We start from the raw sequence: 19,435 nt of genomic DNA, 5'->3' as shown, positions 1-19,435 counted from the left end.
AACCGATCTTTTCTTTACACGCGCGTAAAGTTTCTGCCGTTTTTGTTTTATTAGATTGTGATAAACATTACGTTTTGCGCGTAACACGGCTATACCAAGAAATCGCATTACGAGGTAACCTTAGATAGGTGATAATTGAGTGGGGAGAGTGCAAAAGTAGCGCTTGGGGAGCAGCTTTTGCCAATTGATACGTACCGCGCGCAGGTGTGCGTTAAGTATGGAGGTGTTACAGGCTTTATGAACGATACTGGCAATATGAATGATACTGGCGTTACTGGCGATACAAGCGTTGCAGCAAGCGATGGTAATCTAGCAAAAAATAAAGCTGCAGACGTTGAAATGAGCCAGTATGTGGCAGATCGCGCTCGCGTAAACGAAGAGAAAATCCGCCAAGACGAGCAAATTGTTGCTGAATTTGGTGATTACAATTACGGCTGGCACGATTCGGACGCTGCAGGCGAGGCTGCAAAAAAAGGTATTGACGAGTCGGTTGTTCGCGCAATTTCTGCCGATAAAAACGAGCCGGAGTGGATGCTAGATCTTCGCTTGCAAGGCTACCGCGCGTTTTTGCAAAAGCCAATGCCGGATTGGGGCGTGGATTTAAGCGGTTTTGACGCTGACGATTTTAAATACTACGTGCGCCCGGTTCACGATCAAGCAAAAACTTGGGACGATTTGCCGGAAGATATTCGCAAAACTTACGATCGCTTAGGCATTCCGGAAGCGGAGAAAAAGCGCTTAGTTTCAGGCGTTGCAGCACAGTACGAGTCGGAAGTTATTTACAATTCGATTCGCGAAGACTTGGCAGCTCAAGGCGTGATTTTTGTTGACACGGATACGGCAGTGCAAAAGTATCCGGAGCTTGTAAAAAAGTATTTCGCAACCGTGATCCCTGTTGACGACAACAAGTTTGCAGCTCTTAACACCGCGGCTTGGAGTGGCGGCTCGTTCGTGTATGTTCCAAAAGGCGTGCACGTGGATATTCCGCTTCAAGCTTACTTTAGAATTAATACGCCGAACATGGGTCAGTTTGAGCGAACGCTTATTATTGCGGACGAAGGCTCTTATGTGCATTACGTTGAAGGTTGCACGGCTCCAATTTATTCCACGGATTCGCTTCACGCTGCAAACGTTGAAATTGTTGTGGAAAAGCATGCGCGTGTGCGTTACACAACAGTGCAAAACTGGTCAAATAACGTGTATAACTTGGTAACTCAGCGAGCTTACGTGCGCGAGGGCGGCACAATGGAGTGGGTTGACGGAAACATCGGCTCCAAAGCTACTATGAAGTATCCTGCTTGTATTCTTGCCGAGCCTTACGCAAAAGCAGAGACTATGTCTTTGAGCTTTGCTGGCCGCGGACAATATCAAGATACTGGTGCGAAGATGATTCATTTAGCTCCTCACACGAGTTCTACGATTGTTGCTAAGTCGATTTCGCGCGGCGGCGGACGTTCAGCTTACCGCGGTCTTGTGAAGATTATTAAGGGTGCGAAGGGCTCTAGTTCGTCTGTTGTGTGCGATGCTTTGCTTGTTGACGATTTTTCCAGGTCCGATACTTATCCGCATGTTGACGTGCGCGAAGATGACGTTTCAATGGCTCACGAGGCCACTGTTTCCAAGGTTTCGGAGGATCAACTTTTCTATTTGATGAGTCGAGGGCTTGAAGAAAAAGAGGCTATGGGCATGATTGTTCGCGGCTTCGTGGAGCCGATTAGCCGCGAGCTGCCAATGGAGTACGCGCTTGAGTTGAATCGCTTAGTTGAGTTGCAAATGGAAGGATCCGTGGGCTGATGAGCGAAGATTTAAAAGAGAATTTAGGCAATAAAATGACGGAAAAAGAAATTAATATTCCTATAGCAGACCCTAATGATCCGTATGCGGTTCCTGCAGCAATGCCTTCTAGCGCAGATAAATCCGTGCGCTCGTTTAATGTGGAAGATTTTGCGATTCCAACTAGAAAGCAGGAAGATTGGCGATATACTCCAGTTGAGCGAATTTCCGAGTTTTTCGAGCGTTTTGAATCATCTAATAGTATTCAAGTAACTCTTGAAGGCGTTGGTGGAGCTGCATTGGATGATTCTTACGTTGGTAGCGACGGTTCCGTAAGTTTGCAAGTAAAGCCGAAAAACGAGGCTCCTCATACCGATATGAAGCCGTCTGATCGCGTAGCTGCAGTCGCGTGGAATACAGCGAAATCTGCATACGTGCTTCACGTATCTGGCGAAATCAAAAAGCCAATCGTACTGAAAATTCAGGGTGATAATGTTAATACGCTTGACGCATTGCACTTAGTAATCGAAGCGGATTCTCGCTCGAATGCTGACATTATTATCGAACATACCGGCTGCGCAAAACTTGCTGAAGGTGTGGAAATCATCCTCGGAAAGCACGCGCACGTTTCTACTACCTTTATTCAAGAGTGGGATTCGGGCAGTAAACACGTTGGAAATCAGCGTATTCACGTTGGTGAGGGAGCTTCGCTTCGCCACACGATGGTCACTCTTGGCGGAGATGTTGTGCGCATTCGCATGGATCAGGATTTTGGCGGCGAACAGGGTGATTTGAACATGCTCGGCATGTATTTTGTGGATCCAGGCGAGCATGTTGAGCACCGCACGATGGTTGTGCACAATTATCCGGAATGCAAGTCCAGAGTAGTGTACAAGGGTGCCTTGGAAGGGAAGGGAGCGCATTCAACTTGGGTTGGAAACGCGCTTATTAAGCCGGAAGCTCCTGGCACAGATTCGTACGAGTTGAACCGTAATTTGGTGCTCACTCCTGGCGCAATCGCCGATTCTGAGCCAAATTTGGAAATTGAAAACGGCAATATTATTGGCGCGGGTCATGCAAGTTCAGTTGGACGATTTGACGACGAAGAGCTTTTCTACCTGCAGTCTCGCGGAGTTAGTGAGGTTGAAGCCAGAAAGCTTGTTGTGCGTGGATTCTTTAACGAGCTTATTGAAGAAATTGGCGTTCCGGAAATTGTTGATCACTTAATGAAGGCGATTGAGCGCCGTCTTGCAAGAACGGAAGAATAGGAGAAAAACATGTCAACTTTGGAAATTAAGGATTTGTACGCTTCTGTAGAAACAAAAGAAGGTCGCAAGCAAATCTTAAAAGGCGTAAATCTTACAGTTAATTCTGGCGAAACTCACGCAATCATGGGTCCTAACGGATCTGGAAAGTCTACTCTTGCCTACACTTTGGCAGGACACCCAAAGTATGAAGTCGATTCGGGTCAAGTTCTTCTCGACGGCGAAGATATTTTGAAAATGACTCCTGATGAGCGCGCAAAAGCTGGATTATTCCTCGCAATGCAATATCCAGTAGAGGTACCGGGCGTATCTATGACGAACTTCCTTCGTACTGCAAAAACTGAAGTCGAAGGCAAAGCTCCATCTTTAAGAAGCTGGGTGAAAGAACTTAGCGAGGCTATGAAAAAGCTTCGAATGGATCCAAAATTTGCGTCGCGTTCTGTAAACGAAGGCTTCTCCGGCGGCGAAAAGAAGCGTGCGGAAGTTTTGCAATTAGAGCTTTTGAAACCAAAGTTTGCAATTTTGGATGAAACTGATTCTGGTCTAGACGTTGACGCGCTTCGAATTGTGTCTGAAGGCGTGAATCGCGCCAAAGAGAACACCGGTTTGGGCATTATGATGGTCACGCATTACACGCGAATCCTCAAGTATATTAAGCCGGATATTGTGCACGTTTTTGCGCAAGGTCACTTTGTAAAGACGGCAGGACCGGAACTTGCGGACGAGCTGGAAGAAGAAGGCTACGACAAGTATTTGCCGGAAGGTGCAACAGAGTCGGCGCTGGCTTAAGCGCGGTTTATAAAATAAAAGTTTTAACTAACGGCTTAGAATATGACTACAGTGACTGAAGAAAATATTATGCGAGAATTTAGCGATTTGCGCTCGCAGTTTCCGATTTTAAGTCGCACGGTTCACGGCACTTCGCTTTACGACACTGTGCACGGAAAACCCTTGATTTACTTGGATTCTGCAGCAACTTCGCAAAAGCCGCAAGTTGTAATCGACGCCGAAAAAGAGTTTTACGAAACAATTAACGCTGGTGTGCACAGGGGAGCACACGAGTTGGCGGCACTTTCGACGGTTGCGTTTGAACAAGCGCGTGCGAAAGTTGCGCGGCTTGTTGGAGCGTGCGCAGACGCTGGCAGCGAGGAAATTATTGTTACTCCGGGCGCGACCGGCGCGCTTAATCTTCTCGCAACTGCTATCGGTAACGCTAGTGCGAAGGCGAGAATTTGCAAAAAAGACAGCGATGATTCTGCTGATTTCCGCCAAAATTTTGTGCTTCGAGAAGGCGATGTAATAGTCGTATCTCGCGCAGATCATCACTCTGTTTTGCTACCATTTCAAGAGCTGGCTCTTCGCACTGGAGCGGAGCTTCGTTGGATTGACGTAACAGAGGACGGCCGCGTGCGCACGGACGCGGATTATTTGCGAACAATTATTGACGAGCGCACGAAAATCGTTGCAGTTACGCATATTAGCAACGTTACTGGCGCGATTACGGATGTTTCGTCGATTTGCAAGCGCGCTCACGAAGTTGGTGCGATTTTTGTGCTCGACGCATGCCAGTCAGTGCCTCATATTCCGGTTGATTTTCACACTTTAAACGTTGATTTTGCGGCATTTAGTGCGCATAAAATGTATGGTCCTACAGGAGTTGGATTCTTGTATGGTCGCCGCGAGCTTTTGAACGCGCTTCCACCTGCCAATTTTGGCGGCTCAATGGTAGAGCTTGCGTGGCTTAACAAGCCGGCGCAATACATGGATGCGCCTTACCGTTTTGAGGCTGGAACTCAGCCGGTTGCGCAAATGGTTGCGGCTGGCGTTGCAGCGGATTGGTTGCGCGCGGTGGGCATGAATAAAGTTGCAGAGCATGAGCGGGAAATTGCTGCAGAATTGCTAAAATTGCAAGACGTTCCGGGAGTTCGCATTTTGGGGCCGGCTGATTTAGAGAATCGAATTGGCACGGTTGCTTTTGAAGTTGAAGGTGTGCATCCGCACGATGTTGGACAGTTTTTGGACGCGCAGGGCATTGCGATTCGCGTCGGACACCATTGTGCTCAGCCGATTCACCGTCATTTTGGCGTGTATGCTTCGAATCGCGCTTCTGTTGGCGTTTACAACACAGTTGACGAGGCTCGCGCGTTTGTTGAAGCAGTCTCACACGTTCGCGCCTACTTTGGCGCATAATATTGTTAGCGAGCGAGTTGGAGAGTTAGCGTGTTAGCAAAGCGAATTGGCGAGTTAGCGAATTAGCGAGTAGGTAAGGAGAGCGTATGTTTGATATGGGTTTTGGTACAGGTGATGCGGCTGGTGACGGCTTAGAAAGCATGTACCAAGAAGTAATTTTGGATGCTGCGCGAAATCCGCATGGCAAAACTCATTTCGAAACTACGGACGCGCTTGCACAAGCGGAATTGCAGGAAGAAACTCAAGAATCTACTGAATCTGCAAAAAATACAAAATCTGCCGAAATCACCCTAAATAATACTCACGAAAGTTGCGCTGTTGCATCTGATGAAAACTCTGCTTTAGGTCAATCGCACCAATTCAATCCAACTTGCGGCGACGAAGTTACCATGCGCGTGGAGCTTTCGCGCAGCGCAAATAATGACGAAACACCAATAGTATCAAGTATTAAGTGGGATGGTCACGGCTGCTCGATTTCGCAAGCAAGCCTTTCAATGATGGTTGATCTAGTCGAAGGAAAATCAGTTGACGAAGCCTTACAATTAGACGCGCTTTTCCACAAACTTATGGAATCTCGCGGAGAAGGTTTGCAAAGCGAAGAGGACGAAGATGCGCTGGAAGATGCAATGGTTTTGCAAGGCGTATCGCGCTACCCAATGCGAATTAAGTGCGCGCTTTTGGCGTGGGAAGGCTTAAAAGACAGCATTGCAAAGGCTATGAAAGAACTATAAAATCTTTATGTAACGTAAAAGCAAGGAATATTATGGCAGAAAATCAATCGGCATCTGAGGTGATGTATGAAACGCATCCTGCGAATTTAAGCGCGAATGACATTGGCCGAGTTACAGAAGATGATATTTTAGACGCTTTACACGATGTTGTGGATCCTGAGCTTGGCATTGACGTGGTTGATTTAGGCTTGGTTTATGGTATTGAAATTGATGAGCTTGGGCGCGCAATTATTACTATGACGCTTACTACGCCTGCATGTCCGTTAACTGAATTGATTGAGGATGAGTGTGCGAATGCGCTCGCAGGCTTGGTGGAAGAGTTTCGTATTGATTGGACGTGGAAGCCGCGTTGGAGCGTTGAAAACATTAATGAGGACGGTCGCGCGCAGCTTGAGGCGCTTGGCTACAATCTCAACAGTTTGCAAGCGAATTTTGCTGCAGGAATGTACGGTTCTGGCGTAGTTGGCGATGCGTCAATGAGTACTGGTATTCCGCCAACTGTGTGAGTATTTGGTTTGTGTGTTGTTTCTGTTTTGCTGTTTTGTTTTGAGAGCAACGTATTGCACAAGTGGGAATTATGGGCGCTGAAATAAAGGCAGTTAGTGCAAGCGGTATCTGTGATATTCGCGAAATAAGTGATGTGCGCGAAAATAGTATCCGCGAGTATGCTTTGTGCAGAATAACTGACGTTGTTTTCGACTTGCAATTGCTTGTGGATTGGGATGCGCGCCGCACTCTGGATGCAGATTATCCGGATTTTATTGGGGAAGTGCTCTTTAGTTTCGAGCCTGAGTGGGGATTTGAGTTTCACGAGTCATTGCGCGAGGCTGGGTGGAGTCGGAGTCGCGCGTTGGATTCGTTTGATGAGCATCACGGTCCGGCAGTTACGTGGCTATATCGCTTGTATTTTGAGCGTTTCGAGCTCGGTTTTGCTGGCGAGCGCGCGGATGCTTCGGCTGTGGCGCGTGAGTTGATTGCGAGCGGAGTGCGCGTGTGGGCACTTGGTAACGCTTCTTGCGATTGGTTAAACTTCGCGCGCAAAACTTGCCCAATACTCAGCGAGCTTAACGGCGTTTGTGCATCTTACGAAACGCATTTGCGCAAACCTGACGTAATGCTTTACCGCACGTTTTTGCAACAAACCGGTCTTTCCGCTGCTTCCGCGCTTTTTCTTGAAAGTGACTCTCGCGCAGCTTCTGCAGTGTCGCTGCTTTATTCTTAAGCTGCATTTCTAATCTGCGCGCGCTCGGCCGCTTCGAGCGAATCGTAGCCATACATGTGCACGGTATTCGCAATAATCATTTGCGTAAGATTGAGATTTTCCGCACGCAAGTTATGTACAAAACGCTGGTATTTAGCGAAAGTTGCGTCAGAATACGTGCTTAATTCGCCTCGCAAATACGTTTCAAAAGACGTATTCTCTGCCGTATCTTCGCTAGTTTTAAGCACGCGCATCGCAAGACCTAAATGCGGGTAGCGATTGCGAAAATCTGCAGCCCACTCAACTTGAGTTAAAATAATCTGCTCCTGCGCGCTTTTTCTAGGCTCCAAAATCGGCTTAATATAAGGCTTAATCGTGCGCTCAAAAATTTCCGGCGCAGTCGATTCCATCATTCGCGCATACTTTTCCGTAATCAAATTGCGTCCATCGCTATTCACGCGCTCAAGATCCTGTTTATAAGACTCCTGCAAATCAAGCGGCCACGCCAAAAACTGACTCATGCGCATAATGTGAAAAGTTGGCCAGTTTCCTTGGCAATTCGCGCGTCCGCCTTCGTTTTCTGTAAGCTGGAACTGATCCCACTCGAGTTTGGTGATTTCTTCCGCAAGTTTTTCTGATTTCTGATTTTGCGCTTTCTGATTTTGCACTTCCGTATTTGCTAATAAATCGCACATCATAAGCTCCTTAAGCACGCAGCGCGCGAATTAATATGCGCTTCAACGTACGGCCGCTGCCATTCCAAAAAAGTTTCGCCGCAATCGCTTAAGCCCTCGTATTGCAACTCTCGCACAATATCTTCGCAAATATTGTCAATTATTTGCGTAACTTGCTTTTGCGCAATTCCCGCTCCTTTGCCGCCTTCGCCAAAACCGTCGCCGCCGGAGCCGTCGCCGCCAAAGCAAGCAACGGAAGAAAGTCGCATTACTGACTCAAGTTTTCCGCACACTTCCGGAAGCCTAGAAGCCATGCGATTGCTGAGCTTGCGCAATGCCGCAAACTGCCACTTGTAGTAAGGCAAGTAGCCTGCGGTTACGGGATTGTTGAGCAGAAAAACGAGGGAAGCAGTTGCGCGCACGAATTCGTTGATAGAAAGCCATGCTGCGGATGCGTCTTTGCGCGCAATCATGCGTGGGAAATTGTATTGGCCGGCTTGTGAAATCATGCCAAGTCTGCGCGAGATTAGTGAGATTCGCACGTCGTCCGGTATGAGTTTGAAACTTTGGTGCGCCTTTGAGAACTCTCCAAGAGGGTCCGCGAAAATTTTGCCATTCGTCGCTGCTGCAAGCGTTGACTCGCTTAGCGATAGCCATAAGTGCGGCTCGTTTTGGCTTGGAGCAGTGGGGAAGCCGGTTATATTTTCAAAAAATTCGCTTATGCTGAACACTCCGACTCGCTTGCTGCTTTCGCATGATTTTGCTCGCGGTGTTTCGTTGCGAGAGCCAAAACCGGCGTATTTTCGCGGAAGTGCGTCGTAAGCAGTCTGCAAATCCGCGCCGATTTCCGCGTAATCTTTGTCGGTAAGCCATAAGCAGAATCCTGGTCCAAAATCGTGGTCTCGCGAAATCTCGTCGTCAAAACCGTAACATTCCGATCCGTGACCAACTAATCCGGCTGCAATTCGATTTTTGTATTTTGCAAATTTTGGATCGGCTAGTAGGGCTTTTCCGTAAGTTTGCCAATATGATTGCGCTAATTGCATGCCGGTTTTTATGTTATGGTTTGCTTCGTTCTGGGTTGCTGCGTGTTGGTTTTCTGTTTGTTGGCTTGATGATTCTTGAATTTTTGTAGATAATTTTGCAGATACTTTTTCGGATATTTTCGTAACTTTTTCTGCCAACTCGCGCGTCTGCCGCAAATTTTCTGCCGTAATCGCGTAAGATTCGCTATCTTTTCCGTAGCATCTCGCAATCAAATCAAGTGCCTTACTGTAACTCTCCTCCGCTTGAGCGTACTCGCCGCGCGCGCACTGTACTTGCGCAAAACCTGCCAATGCAGAAGCGTAGTGCGGCTGATTTTCGTTATTCCCCACAATATACATGCGAACGCTGGTCGAAGCGTGTTCAAAAGCGGATTCAAGAGTTGCGGATTTGCTGTTTGTGCTGGTGTTGGGATGCGAGCACTCCTTCGAGCACTCCTTCGTATGCTCCTTCGTACACTCCTGCAGCATCGCAAGCGCAAGATTCGTGTGCGTGGCGGCAATATCGATGTCGCGCTCAGGATCCGTGCTCGTATTTTGCAAAATTTCAAGCGCCTGATTAAGCTCCTCAATTGCATCATGCGTGCGACCGGTTTCGCTGTAAAGCATCGAAAGATTGTTGTGAAGCGCGGCAAGCTTGCGGTTTTTAGTGCCGAGCGTTTCGGTGGATTCGTTAAGAGCTTGAGTGTAAATTTTTTCGGCGCGATCGTAGCTGCCTGCCGCGCGAAGGCTTGTGGCGGCGTTAATTAGCGTAGTTGTGCCAGCTTCCGTGCCAGCTAGCTGCATTTTGTTTGCAAGATTTAGAGCGCGATTGATGATTGGCTGATTTTTTGTGTGCTCTCCGCGCGAACGGTAAAAGCCCATGAGTTCGTTGAGAATAGACAGTTGCAGGGGATTGGCTTCGGTAAGTTTTCGCAAAAGATACGTTTCAATCGCGTCTGCGCTCGCGTGATTCGCGAACATTTCGTCAAGCTCGTTATAAAATTGCGCAGCGTCCTCCATCAAAGCCCCCTTGCTATTGCGCTTGTTCACAATCAATCGACTTCAATTTTACAGCCATGTAAAGAAACTGCCGCTTTCACGCCAAATTGCGGCAGAAACTTTACGCACGTGTAAAGGAAATATCGCCTACGCGCCTTAATTCGGCAGAAATTTTACAGCCGCGTATAGGAAATGTCGGAATTGCGTGTGCGTGGGTGGAGGGTGATTCTAGAAATCAAAAGTCGGGCTGGCGGGATTTGAACCCGCGGCCTCTTCGTCCCGAACGAAGCGCGCTACCAAACTGCGCTACAGCCCGATGCTGAAACTAGCGAAAGCATATGCGCATAAAAGTTCCAACAACGTCCGTAATGTTACAGGTTGGCTAATACAAATTATTGTAAAGCGTGTGCAAGTCGCGCAAAGCAAGTCACGCAAAGTAAGTCCCGCGTAAGCATATTGCTACAGGCTGCGGAATTTCTTTGTAAACATATCGCAAATTATCACTGCAAGTCGCGTATAAAACCTGTATTACCTACTGGCTACAATTAGCGTTTATGACTGACACCAATACTGCAATGTCTGCCGCGCAAAGTGCCGCAGAATCTGCCGCTAAAAATGCAGCAGAAAACGAAGCAACAGATACCGTCAATGAAATTGACACTGTTGAACATGCCGAAATGTTACTCGCTCAAGACGAGGCAATCGCCAAGCGCGTAAACGAAGGCGCAACCTTGGATGAAGCAATCGACCCAAGCAATAAAGAATTTGGGCCACAAGCTCATCCTGAGCAGGTACAGATGCGCGTTGCTAAGCGTGCAATGATGCTTAAGGAGGGTGTGCAGCCTTATCCTGTGCATCTTAACGTTACTGACACAATCGAAAAGGTGCGTGCTGATTTCGATGGCAAGCTTGACGCTGGCGAAGAAACCGATACCGAGGTTGGTATTGCAGGTCGCGTGCTTTTCTTGCGTAACGCTGGCGGCTTGTGCTTTGTTAAGCTTTCTGCCGGTGACGGTACTACGATTCAGGCGATGGTTTCCAAGAAGGAAATTGGTGAGGAGTCCATTAAAAGTTTTAAGCAGATGGTGGATTTGGGTGACCACTTGTACGTTCGTGGTCGCGTGATTTCTTCTAAGACTGGCGAGCTTTCTGTATTTGCAACCGAGTGGGCGATTGCGGCTAAGGCTTTGCAGCCGCTTCCGGCTTTGCATAAGGAATTAAGCGACGACACTCGTACGCGCAAGCCTTATATTGGCATGATTGCGGACGAGAAGATTCGCGATATGGTTCGCAGGCGTTCGCGCGCTGTGGCTTCTCTTCGCCGTACTTTCGACAGTCATGACTTCTTGGAAGTCGAAACTCCAATGTTGCAAACGGTTCACGGCGGTGCTGCTGCTCGTCCATTCACAACTCACATGAACGCTTTCGACATTGATCTTTATTTGCGCATTGCTCCGGAGCTTTTCTTGAAGCGCTGCTTGGTTGGTGGCATTGAGCGCGTGTTTGAAATCAACCGCGATTTTAGAAACGAAGGCGTGGACGCAACTCACGCTCCAGAGTTTACGATGCTTGAGGCTTACCAGGCTTACGGCACTTACGATACGATTGCTGCTCTTACTAAAGAGCTGATTCAGAAGGCTGCACTAGACGCATTCGGATCTACTAAGGTGACTTTGCTCAACGGCGAAGAATACGATTTTGGTGGCGAATGGAAGCAGATTACCATGTACGGCTCGCTTTCTGAGGCTTTGGGCGAGGAGATTACTCCGGAAACTTCTGTTGAGCATTTGGGTGCGATTGCAGACAAGCTTGGCGTTGAGCGCGATGACGTGGAAAATCACGGCAAGTTGGTTGAGCACTTGTGGGAGCACTTCTACGAGGATAAGCTTTACGAGCCAACGTTTGTGCGCGACTTCCCAGTGGAGACCAGCCCTCTTGTTAAGGGTCACCGCACAAAGCCAGGAATGGTTGAAAAGTGGGATTTGTATGTGCGTGGATTTGAGCTTGCAACCGGCTACTCCGAGCTTAACGATCCTGTTGTGCAGCGCGAGCGTTTTGTTGCTCAAGCTAAGGATGCTTTGGCTGGAGACGTTGAGGCAATGGATATTGACGAGGACTTCATTGAGGCTCTCGGCGTCGGTATGCCTCCTGCTGGCGGCATGGGAATGGGTATTGATCGCTTGCTGATCGCTCTTACGGGCGCAACTATTCGCGAGACGATTACCTTCCCACTCGTGAAGCCTCTTCGCTAGTTGTGATTATCGCTAGTTGTATTAGTTATAATCAGTTGAATTAATCTTAAAAGTCGTTGAATGCTATTTTAGTGTTCGGCGACTTTTTTGATTAAATTTTTCGTGTTTGTTTACTTTTTGTAAGTAGTCGTACGAAACGAATAGACTAGGTAACTATGACATATAAATTAGTATTGCTCCGACATGGTCAGAGCGCATGGAATAAGACCAATCAGTTCACTGGTTGGGTTGATGTACCGCTGACTGAGCAGGGTGTTGAGGAAGCTAAGCATGGTGGCGAGCTTCTTAAAGAGAAGAATGTTCTTCCAGACATCGTGTTCACTTCTTTGCTTCGTCGTGCTATCAATACCGCGAATTACGCGCTTGATGCAGCCGACCGCCTTTGGATTCCAGTTCGTCGTAGCTGGCGTTTAAACGAGCGTCATTATGGTGCTTTGCAAGGTAAGAACAAGTCTGAGATTCGTCAGGAATATGGCGATGAGAAGTTCATGATTTGGCGTCGTTCTTACGCAACTCCACCTCCTGAGATTGATCCGAACGATGAGTATTCTCAGACGAATGATCCTCGTTACGCAGGCGATCCAGTTCCAGAAACTGAAGCTTTGGCAAACGTCGTGACTCGCGTAACTCCTTACTGGGAGTCGGATATTATTCCAGAGCTTAAGTCCGGCAAGACTGTAATGATTGCTGCTCACGGCAATAGCTTGCGCGCAATCGTTAAGATGCTCGATAACTTGAGCGAGGAAGAGATTTCCAAGGTGAACATTCCAACCGCTATTCCTCTGCTTTACGAGTTGGATGAAAACTTCAAGCCAATCAAGCCTCGCGGTGAGTATTTGGATCCAGAAGCTGCTGCTGCTGGTGCTGCTGCCGTGGCTGCTCAGGGTCAGAAGTGAGATTCTGATTAAGCTGGCTTTTTGAAGCGCTTAAGTTAGCTTTTAAAATAAAAGTAGGTTTGCAATTAATTTGCAAACCTACTTTTTGTTTACTTTTATTTTCATGCGCACTTTGGGCAACTTGAAATTGCGTAGCGTGTTTTGCTGTAACCGCGTTACGCTACAACAGTGTCTTTATCTGGCTCTGGTTTCTTGGACGGATCGAATCCGGAAACAATAAACACAATTTGCCTTGCGACGGCAACGCAATGGTCTCCAATTCGCTCAATAAAGCGGCTAAGTAGAACGACATCAATTAACTGCCTGCGTGTACCCTTCCAATTTTCGCCTTCTACCAGCTCAAAAATCTTCTCGTGCAATTTGTCGAGTGCATCGTCGCCAGCAATAATAGTTTCCGCCATTTGCACATCGCGATTTGCAACCATGGTCGTTAAGTGACCTGACAGTTCGCGCAAGAAATCAACCATTGCAACAATAGTTTCGCGTCCTTCTTGTGCAATAGCAGATTCAGGCCAGGTTCGTCTAGTAATTTGAGCGATATGACTTGTTAAATCGCCCATGCGTTCAAACGTTGCAGCTAATCGCATTGTAGCTACAACTTCGCGCAAGTCCGTTGCCACAGGGTTTTGACGAGCAAGCAAAGTCAAGCATTGGTCAATAGTGTTTGCTTCTAAAGCGTCTAAGTTTGCGTCTTTATCGATAACAGTTTGAGCAGCTTCCAAATCCGCGTTTAAAAGCGCGCTTCCAGCATCGTTCATAGCTTTTGCTACAAGTTCTGCCATGCGTTCGATGTTTGAAGCAATCGCCTTCATTTCTTCGTTGAAAATTACTCGCATGGTGCGTCCTTTCTCAGTGCTGTGAGTTTATTTGAACGCCTAGTTTGCACGTCGCTATAAGTCAGGCATCCTATGTAATTATAGACGACGCTGGTAACGAAGCGACCGAAACTTTACAGCCGTGTAAAGTTTCTGCCGCTTTTTAGTTGCATAGTTACAAAAGCGCGCAAAATATGAGATTATAGGAGTATGCCTCAAGGTTCTTCTGCGGTTGTGATCGTTGTATTTGTTGCTTTCGGCGTGCTTGCGTTGTGCGTTGTGCTTTCGTTGTGTGTGTTGATGTCTGATTGGTTTTCTACAGTTTTGCGTCTTTTTAAGCGAGCGTTTAATTATATTCGTGGCGCAAGGTATGGCGCAAAGTATGACGAAAGCGACGACATAACCGACGACATCAGCGACAACGCAAGCGACGACATCAGCGACGACGCGTCCCAAGTTTTGGCAATGCTCGACATGCCAACTGTTGTCATTGATGCCAACAATGACGTAATTCGCGCAAGTTCTGAAGCTTATTTGCTAGGTGTTGTTAGCGATGATTCGCTATGTCAGCCTCGCGTTCTTCAAGCTGTTAATTCCGTACGCGCTTCTGGCGGATTCGAGCGCTTCTCTTTGGTTACTTCGACCCCTGAGCGTTATGTGTCAATAACCGCAAATCCTCAAGAGTCAACCACTGTTTCGCGCCCTAATTGGCTTACTGTTACGGCTGGAAGCATTGGAGGCGGTATTGTAGTTGTAATTATTGAGGATACGAGTGCAGCTCACCGTTTTGCGCAAACTCGCGACGACTTTATTTCCAACGTTTCTGAGCAGTTAATGCGATCTACTCGCAACTTAACTCAGCTTACGAAAGTTTTGCAAAACGAACAGGTATCTGCGCAAAAAATTAAAGATATTGCGCAAATTGCCGGTAAATCTTCCAAGAAACTTGAGCACATGCTTGAAGATTTGTTATGGCTGGTTCGCGCTCAAAATCCTATTGATTTAGATTCTGCGCAAGTATTTTCTTTGAATGATGTTTTGTCGTATGTGCAAAATCAAGTTGCTGCGTTTGCTAAGGATTGTTGCGTACGCGTCGTGTCAAAAGTCGATTCGCACCTATGCGTGCGCGGTGAAATTTCGCAAATTCAAGCTGCAGTGCGGAAATTAGTTGAGAATGCAATTACGTATTCTCCAAAAAATTCTACAGTTTCGCTATCTGTGTCACTTTCAACAGATGGTCAATACGCTGTGATTCGTGTTGTAGATCGCGGAGTTGGCATTGATTTGCAAGATCAGTCGCGAATTTTTGAACGATTCTATCGTGCGAATAATCAAAATAGTCAAAGCCAGGATGGCGTAGGTTTAGGGCTTGCAATTGCTAAGCATGTGGCACTTACACACCACGGAAATATTACTCTTTGGAGCATGCCAGGGCAGGGTACTACCGTAAGTTTTGCGCTACCAATTGTAAATAAATAAGTAGTAAATAATTCAGCAAGTAGGAAAGTTAGCGGTAAGTTAGCAAATCAGCAATAAACTATTTTCCTAAACGCCTATAATCCCAGCGGTCAAAATGTTCCCAAATTAATAGCAGAACGCCAATAATTGTTCCCGATGCGCAAAACAACACAGGAAACCAAGTTGTAATATGCAATAATGCAACAATAAGCGCAATTATTGTTGCGACTAACCACGCGATCGTTCCTATAGAAAAAACCTTTCGCAAATCAACTTGCAGCGGTTTCGGCGCTGCTTTTCGTGCATCAGGATTAACTATAGGTGCGAATTTCATACTTCCAACCATACAACTTACCGAAGTCTAAGTGTGACAAGTGCAGCTTAAGCGCGAAAATTGGCGGATTTAGGTTGTGTGCGTTTCTTACATCCTAACCACGTTGTAACCTTTCACATAGAAGATTGAAGGAAAGTCAGTTGGGGGTGTAGCGTTTGTGCGCTGCGTTCCACGTTTAACATAAGAAAGTGATTAGTATGAGACATGCTGCACATGGTGCCACAAAAGCAAAGAGGCGTGGTGATTCGCCGCTTTCGCTGTTTGTAGCTCAGCATGGTGCGCATGGTGCGCATAGTGTGCGCGGTATGCGTTCTGTTCAGACTAATCGTGTTAGTGAGCGTTTGGCTGCGGTTGCTACTAGCAATGGTGCTGTTGTAGAGCTTCCAGAAGCTGTTTCTGAGCGTTTACAGGAGCTTGTTCCTCAAAGCAGGCGCGCGCTTAGGTTGTCTAAGCTTGCTAATGAACGTCGTCGCAATGTAATACTTTCGGCTTCTCTTGTTGCAATGGTTGGTACTGTTGCAGCTACTATGGCTTTAACTAAGGTTAATAGTTTTGCTTCTCGCGCTTCCGAATTTGAGCCGTCTATGACTGCAGTTGGCGACGCATCTTCAACAGTTTCGCGTTCTAGCCAGCGTGAGTCTCTTGATCCTATGGCGACTATTAATAACACTGTTGACTCTATTGAGAATGCTGCTAAGAAATTGCATAATGCGGATTCTGCTGATGCTGCAAATAGCGCGAATGAAAATAGTTCTGCCCGCTCGGATTCGAAGCATAAAAACTTAGCCAGTAAGGTTGCTAATTCAGTACAACCTGGCACTTTTTCTACTATATCTTCGAAGTCTGATTCGTGGAATTTAGGTTCTGATTCAGGCTTTAATATTGCGGAAATGTCGCGTTCTGCTGCGAATAATCCTAAGGTTGCTTTGTTGATAGATAAAGACTTTGACGTTTTGCCGAAGGGCTTTAATCCAAATCACGCAACTGGGGATACCGGTAACGCGTATGAGTTCAGCCAGTGCACGTGGTGGGTGTATATTCGCCGCCATCAGTTAGGTTTGCCTGTTGGCTCGCATTTTGGCAACGGAAATATGTGGGCTGATTCTGCGCGCAGTCTTGGCTATTGGGTAGATAATTCCGCTCGTCATGTTGGCGATATCATGGTGTTCCGCTCGGGTCAGGCTGGTTCTGATCCATTCTATGGGCACGTTGCAGTTGTTGAAAAAATTAATTCAGACGGTTCTATTGAAACTTCTGAATGTGGCGCTTCTTACCAAGGACGAACTTTCTCGCGCAAGTTTGACGCTAAGGAAGTTTCTCAATATCAGTTTATTCATTACTAAAGCTGCATTACTGAAGTTTCGTTACTAGAGCTGGTTTGCTAAAATTAGTTTGCTTATTACTGGCGTTGCTATTTTTCTCGTATGTAATACCCAGATGATACACTACGGAAAGTATGCTAAAACAAAGTAGAATTTTCTCAGTTTTTGTATCAGCTGCCGCTGCAGCTTCAATGCTTACTGTTATGGTGCCATTCGCCATGGCAGAATCTTCGCATGAGCTTTCCGACTCAGCTGTCACTTCTACGCGCGCATTTCCAAAGGTGACGAATGTGCGTCGCGATATTTTAACTGAATCTACTTCTACTGATGTCGACGCAAATTCCCATTGGGGTGGTATAGAAAGCTTGAATGTACCTCAAACTAAGACTCCTAGCGAACAAGCTGCTGAAACGGCACGCCGTGCTTTTGCTGGAAATGCCGCTGCAAGCCGTTCTGGTTTCCGCAGTGGTGCTGAGCAGGTTCCTCTTGCTTCTGTAGTTCCTCCTGACGGTAAGTCTGTTGTCTCTCTTTTGAATTTTGCTACTCAATTCTTAGGCAAAGTTCCGTATCGTAGTGGTGGCAATACTCCTGCTGGATGGGATTGCTCCGGTTTTGTGCAGTATGTTTTTGCTAGTGTTGGTGTTTCTTTGCCTCGTACTTCTGGAGCGCAGGCAACTGTTGGAACCCCAATCCCAAGTTTGGCTCAAGCGCAGCCTGGAGATATTATCGCGAATGCGCAGCATGCTTCTATTTATGTTGGTAACGGCATGGTAATTAATTCGCAGCTTGCTGGCACTAAGTACGATCCTATCCGCTGCGTGTTCCCAGGCGGATACTCTATTCGTCGCGTTCTGTAGTTTCTATAGCTTCTGTAGAGTTTCTGTAGTCATATATCGCAAAACTGGCCAACACTCAATCTAAAATTACGCTACAATAGTATTTACAAGTTGTGCGCGAGTGACGCTGCTGTCGCAAGTGCAAGTATGAGGAGGTTGGCAATGATCCCAGAAAAAGCTGTATTGGTTGGAGTTGACGGCTCGCACGCGAGCTATAAAGCGGTTTGGTGGGCTGCAAATTACGCAAAGCATGCTGGGTTGCAATTGCAAATTGTTTGCGCTTATTCGTTGCCGAGTTATGCTGCTGTTTCTTTTGATGCCACTTACACTGCGATTGGTGACGATAATGCAGCTCATCACGATGCACAAGAAATTCTATCTAAAGCAAAAGCTGTTGCTCTTGAGCAGGGTGTTGACGCGACTACGCTAATTGTTACGGGCGATCCTTCTTCGGTTTTCGTGGAGCTTTCTCGTAACTATCAGCTTATTGTGATTGGCAATCGCGGCAAAGGTGGCTTGGCAGAGCGTTTGCTCGGCACAACTAGTTCTTCGCTTCCAGCTTATGCGTATTGCCCAATTGTGGTTGTGCCTTACACTGACGATGACGGTCAGCGTATTCATTTGAATAATACGATTACGCGTGTGGCTGTTGGCTCTGACGAGTCGAAGTGGGGGCTTAAAGCTCTTGAAATTGCGGCTGATTTGGCGGATAGCTGGCATGCTGAGCTTGATGTTATTTCTGCAGTGCCAAGAGTGCAAGGTGCTGAGGGCGATACCGCTGTTATGGGCTCGTACATGGAGGATCTTGAGGAGCGCGTGAAGCCAATTTTGCAGCGTTTGCCGGATTTGCAAATTCATCGAACTGTTGTGCCTGGTTCTGCTGTTGAAGCTTTGACTCAAGCTAGTTTGAATCATGATCTTGTGGTTGTTGGTTCTCGCGGTCGCGGTGGCTTTACCGGTTTGCTGCTTGGCTCGATTAGCCAGGGATTGTTGCAGCATTCTTCGAGGCCTGTGTACGTTGTGCCGCGCAAGTATGTGGAATTTAGTGCAGCTCAGGTTGCGGCAGCGCAAAAGCAGCATTCTGAAGCGTCTATTGACGATATTTCCGGAGTGCATGAGGTTGATGTGCCGAAGGCTGGTAAAGAAGCTGCTAAGGAGATTGAACAAACAATCGATCCGCTGCGATAATGCAACGACTGCTTGGGATAACGCTCGCGTTGCTGCGACGACCTGCTTGAGCGCAGCACAGCGCGCGCGAAAGCAACTCGGAGCGCCGAGCTTGCTTAGGGTTGAAAGCACGGTGTGCTTTCAACGCAAGCGAGGTCTGCCTTCGTCTCGATTGACGAAGGCAGGACAGATTTGTGTGGTTATGCTTTAGAAACTAGGTTGTGTTTTGTGTGCGCTGACGACCTGCTTGAGCACTGAATTACTAGCGTTGACTTGCTTTCTGCGCGCGTGTCTCATTTTGCCCATTTTGAGACACTGGTGCAGATGAGTTACTGCGTTATTGTCTCTGTTTGGTTGTTTTCGGACATTAGTGCAGATTGCGTACTGCGTTAGGGTCTCATTTTGCTTGTTTTGAGACATTCGTGCAGATTGCGCTCGCGCTGATTACGCTCGCGCGCGAAACTCGCGTTGGAAGTCCACTGGACTTCCAACTTAAG

The 19,435-nt window shown here is 47.2% G+C and carries 17 protein-coding genes and 1 tRNA gene; 13 read left to right on the top strand and 5 right to left on the bottom strand.

The window, feature by feature from the left end:
- Positions 1 to 255: 255 nt before the first annotated feature.
- From sufB to HXT40_RS05645, 7 genes are all read left to right on the top strand, one after another.
- Positions 256 to 1,794, top strand: coding sequence for a Fe-S cluster assembly protein SufB (sufB, locus tag HXT40_RS05675; protein ID WP_049762345.1), 1,539 nt, complete (start codon positions 256 to 258; stop codon positions 1,792 to 1,794).
- On the top strand, positions 1,794 to 3,041 hold the full coding sequence (gene sufD / locus HXT40_RS05670) for a Fe-S cluster assembly protein SufD (RefSeq protein ID WP_174182647.1): 1,248 nt from the start codon (positions 1,794 to 1,796) through the stop codon (positions 3,039 to 3,041). Before sufB ends, sufD begins: the two co-directional genes overlap by 1 nt.
- 9 nt (positions 3,042 to 3,050) lie before the next feature.
- On the top strand, positions 3,051 to 3,827 hold the full coding sequence (gene sufC / locus HXT40_RS05665) for a Fe-S cluster assembly ATPase SufC (protein WP_004110671.1): 777 nt from the start codon (positions 3,051 to 3,053) through the stop codon (positions 3,825 to 3,827).
- A 69-nt stretch (positions 3,828 to 3,896) separates the two neighbouring features.
- Positions 3,897 to 5,228, top strand: a complete 1,332-nt coding sequence (locus HXT40_RS05660; protein ID WP_421777343.1) for a SufS family cysteine desulfurase — start codon at positions 3,897 to 3,899, stop codon at positions 5,226 to 5,228.
- Positions 5,229 to 5,314: 86 nt separating this feature from the next.
- Entirely contained in the window at positions 5,315 to 5,959 is a 645-nt protein-coding gene (gene sufU / locus HXT40_RS05655; RefSeq protein ID WP_421777218.1) for a Fe-S cluster assembly sulfur transfer protein SufU, read from the top strand.
- A 32-nt stretch (positions 5,960 to 5,991) separates the two neighbouring features.
- The gene (locus HXT40_RS05650; protein WP_421777217.1) at positions 5,992 to 6,465 is read left to right on the top strand and encodes a metal-sulfur cluster assembly factor; all 474 of its coding nucleotides are present in this window, start codon (positions 5,992 to 5,994) and stop codon (positions 6,463 to 6,465) included.
- Positions 6,466 to 6,536: 71 nt separating this feature from the next.
- Positions 6,537 to 7,181: an alpha/beta hydrolase gene (locus HXT40_RS05645; RefSeq protein WP_421777216.1), complete on the top strand. Its 645-nt coding sequence runs from the start codon at positions 6,537 to 6,539 to the stop codon at positions 7,179 to 7,181.
- Here the strand turns inward: HXT40_RS05645 and HXT40_RS05640 are convergent.
- The 3 genes from HXT40_RS05640 to HXT40_RS05630 all read right to left on the bottom strand — a co-directional run bounded on the left by HXT40_RS05640 (position 7,178) and on the right by HXT40_RS05630 (position 10,174).
- Complete coding sequence (locus HXT40_RS05640; protein WP_421777215.1) at positions 7,178 to 7,855, bottom strand: DUF4125 family protein; 678 nt, start codon at positions 7,853 to 7,855, stop codon at positions 7,178 to 7,180. The two genes, HXT40_RS05645 and HXT40_RS05640, sit on opposite strands and share 4 nt — an antisense overlap.
- Positions 7,855 to 9,879 (bottom strand): DUF4037 domain-containing protein, encoded by a 2,025-nt coding sequence (locus HXT40_RS05635; protein WP_421777214.1) that lies wholly within the window; start codon positions 9,877 to 9,879, stop codon positions 7,855 to 7,857. Before HXT40_RS05635 ends, HXT40_RS05640 begins: the two co-directional genes overlap by 1 nt.
- Positions 9,880 to 10,100: 221 nt before the next feature.
- Positions 10,101 to 10,174 (bottom strand) — tRNA-Pro (locus HXT40_RS05630).
- A 238-nt stretch (positions 10,175 to 10,412) separates the two neighbouring features.
- Between HXT40_RS05630 and lysS the strand changes: the two genes are divergently transcribed.
- Positions 10,413 to 12,110 carry a lysine--tRNA ligase gene (gene lysS / locus HXT40_RS05625; RefSeq protein WP_421777213.1) on the top strand — a complete coding sequence of 566 codons (1,698 nt, stop codon included), beginning with the start codon at positions 10,413 to 10,415 and terminating at the stop codon, positions 12,108 to 12,110.
- A 155-nt stretch (positions 12,111 to 12,265) separates the two neighbouring features.
- A complete protein-coding gene (locus HXT40_RS05620) occupies positions 12,266 to 13,006 on the top strand; it encodes a phosphoglyceromutase (protein ID WP_004112459.1) in 741 nt (246 codons plus the stop codon).
- Positions 13,007 to 13,161: 155 nt separating this feature from the next.
- Here HXT40_RS05620 and phoU read toward each other — a convergent pair whose 3' ends face one another.
- Positions 13,162 to 13,842, bottom strand: a complete 681-nt coding sequence (gene phoU, locus HXT40_RS05615; protein WP_410310196.1) for a phosphate signaling complex protein PhoU — start codon at positions 13,840 to 13,842, stop codon at positions 13,162 to 13,164.
- 189 nt (positions 13,843 to 14,031) lie between these two features.
- On the opposite strand from phoU, the gene HXT40_RS05610 reads away from it, so the two are divergent.
- A complete protein-coding gene (locus HXT40_RS05610) occupies positions 14,032 to 15,300 on the top strand; it encodes a sensor histidine kinase (protein ID WP_012913906.1) in 1,269 nt (422 codons plus the stop codon).
- A 58-nt stretch (positions 15,301 to 15,358) separates the two neighbouring features.
- On the opposite strand, the gene HXT40_RS05605 is transcribed toward HXT40_RS05610, so the two are convergent.
- A complete protein-coding gene (locus tag HXT40_RS05605) occupies positions 15,359 to 15,625 on the bottom strand; it encodes a DUF2530 domain-containing protein (RefSeq protein WP_012913907.1) in 267 nt (88 codons plus the stop codon).
- A gap of 185 nt (positions 15,626 to 15,810) precedes the next feature.
- On the opposite strand from HXT40_RS05605, the gene HXT40_RS05600 reads away from it, so the two are divergent.
- The 3 genes from HXT40_RS05600 (at position 15,811) to HXT40_RS05590 (ending at position 18,959) form a co-directional block, all read left to right on the top strand.
- Complete coding sequence (locus HXT40_RS05600) at positions 15,811 to 16,956, top strand: CHAP domain-containing protein (protein ID WP_288231078.1); 1,146 nt, start codon at positions 15,811 to 15,813, stop codon at positions 16,954 to 16,956.
- A gap of 113 nt (positions 16,957 to 17,069) precedes the next feature.
- Positions 17,070 to 17,792 (top strand): C40 family peptidase, encoded by a 723-nt coding sequence (locus HXT40_RS05595; RefSeq protein WP_288231077.1) that lies wholly within the window; start codon positions 17,070 to 17,072, stop codon positions 17,790 to 17,792.
- A 141-nt stretch (positions 17,793 to 17,933) separates the two neighbouring features.
- On the top strand, positions 17,934 to 18,959 hold the full coding sequence (locus HXT40_RS05590; RefSeq protein ID WP_004105206.1) for a universal stress protein: 1,026 nt from the start codon (positions 17,934 to 17,936) through the stop codon (positions 18,957 to 18,959).
- Positions 18,960 to 19,435 lie beyond the last annotated feature (476 nt).

Source organism: Gardnerella sp. DNF01180P, assembly GCF_049244205.1.
Classification (GTDB): Bacteria; Actinomycetota; Actinomycetes; order Actinomycetales; family Bifidobacteriaceae; genus Bifidobacterium; species Bifidobacterium swidsinskii.
This window is presented reverse-complemented; position numbering and strand designations above follow the sequence as displayed.

What these genes read in the sequence shown, in the direction of transcription:
- sufB (WP_049762345.1), top strand. Translation starts at nt 256, where the DNA reads ATGAATGATACTGGCGTTACTGGCGATACAAGCGTTGCAGCAAGCGAT.
- sufD (WP_174182647.1), top strand. Translation starts at nt 1,794, where the DNA reads ATGAGCGAAGATTTAAAAGAGAATTTAGGCAATAAAATGACGGAAAAA.
- sufC (WP_004110671.1), top strand. Translation starts at nt 3,051, where the DNA reads ATGTCAACTTTGGAAATTAAGGATTTGTACGCTTCTGTAGAAACAAAA.
- HXT40_RS05660 (WP_421777343.1), top strand. Translation starts at nt 3,897, where the DNA reads ATGCGAGAATTTAGCGATTTGCGCTCGCAGTTTCCGATTTTAAGTCGC.
- sufU (WP_421777218.1), top strand. Translation starts at nt 5,315, where the DNA reads ATGTTTGATATGGGTTTTGGTACAGGTGATGCGGCTGGTGACGGCTTA.
- HXT40_RS05650 (WP_421777217.1), top strand. Translation starts at nt 5,992, where the DNA reads ATGGCAGAAAATCAATCGGCATCTGAGGTGATGTATGAAACGCATCCT.
- HXT40_RS05645 (WP_421777216.1), top strand. Translation starts at nt 6,537, where the DNA reads ATGGGCGCTGAAATAAAGGCAGTTAGTGCAAGCGGTATCTGTGATATT.
- HXT40_RS05640 (WP_421777215.1), bottom strand. Translation starts at nt 7,855, where the DNA reads ATGTGCGATTTATTAGCAAATACGGAAGTGCAAAATCAGAAAGCGCAA.
- HXT40_RS05635 (WP_421777214.1), bottom strand. Translation starts at nt 9,879, where the DNA reads ATGGAGGACGCTGCGCAATTTTATAACGAGCTTGACGAAATGTTCGCG.
- lysS (WP_421777213.1), top strand. Translation starts at nt 10,413, where the DNA reads ATGACTGACACCAATACTGCAATGTCTGCCGCGCAAAGTGCCGCAGAA.
- HXT40_RS05620 (WP_004112459.1), top strand. Translation starts at nt 12,266, where the DNA reads ATGACATATAAATTAGTATTGCTCCGACATGGTCAGAGCGCATGGAAT.
- phoU (WP_410310196.1), bottom strand. Translation starts at nt 13,842, where the DNA reads ATGCGAGTAATTTTCAACGAAGAAATGAAGGCGATTGCTTCAAACATC.
- HXT40_RS05610 (WP_012913906.1), top strand. Translation starts at nt 14,032, where the DNA reads ATGCCTCAAGGTTCTTCTGCGGTTGTGATCGTTGTATTTGTTGCTTTC.
- HXT40_RS05605 (WP_012913907.1), bottom strand. Translation starts at nt 15,625, where the DNA reads ATGGTTGGAAGTATGAAATTCGCACCTATAGTTAATCCTGATGCACGA.
- HXT40_RS05600 (WP_288231078.1), top strand. Translation starts at nt 15,811, where the DNA reads ATGAGACATGCTGCACATGGTGCCACAAAAGCAAAGAGGCGTGGTGAT.
- HXT40_RS05595 (WP_288231077.1), top strand. Translation starts at nt 17,070, where the DNA reads ATGCTAAAACAAAGTAGAATTTTCTCAGTTTTTGTATCAGCTGCCGCT.
- HXT40_RS05590 (WP_004105206.1), top strand. Translation starts at nt 17,934, where the DNA reads ATGATCCCAGAAAAAGCTGTATTGGTTGGAGTTGACGGCTCGCACGCG.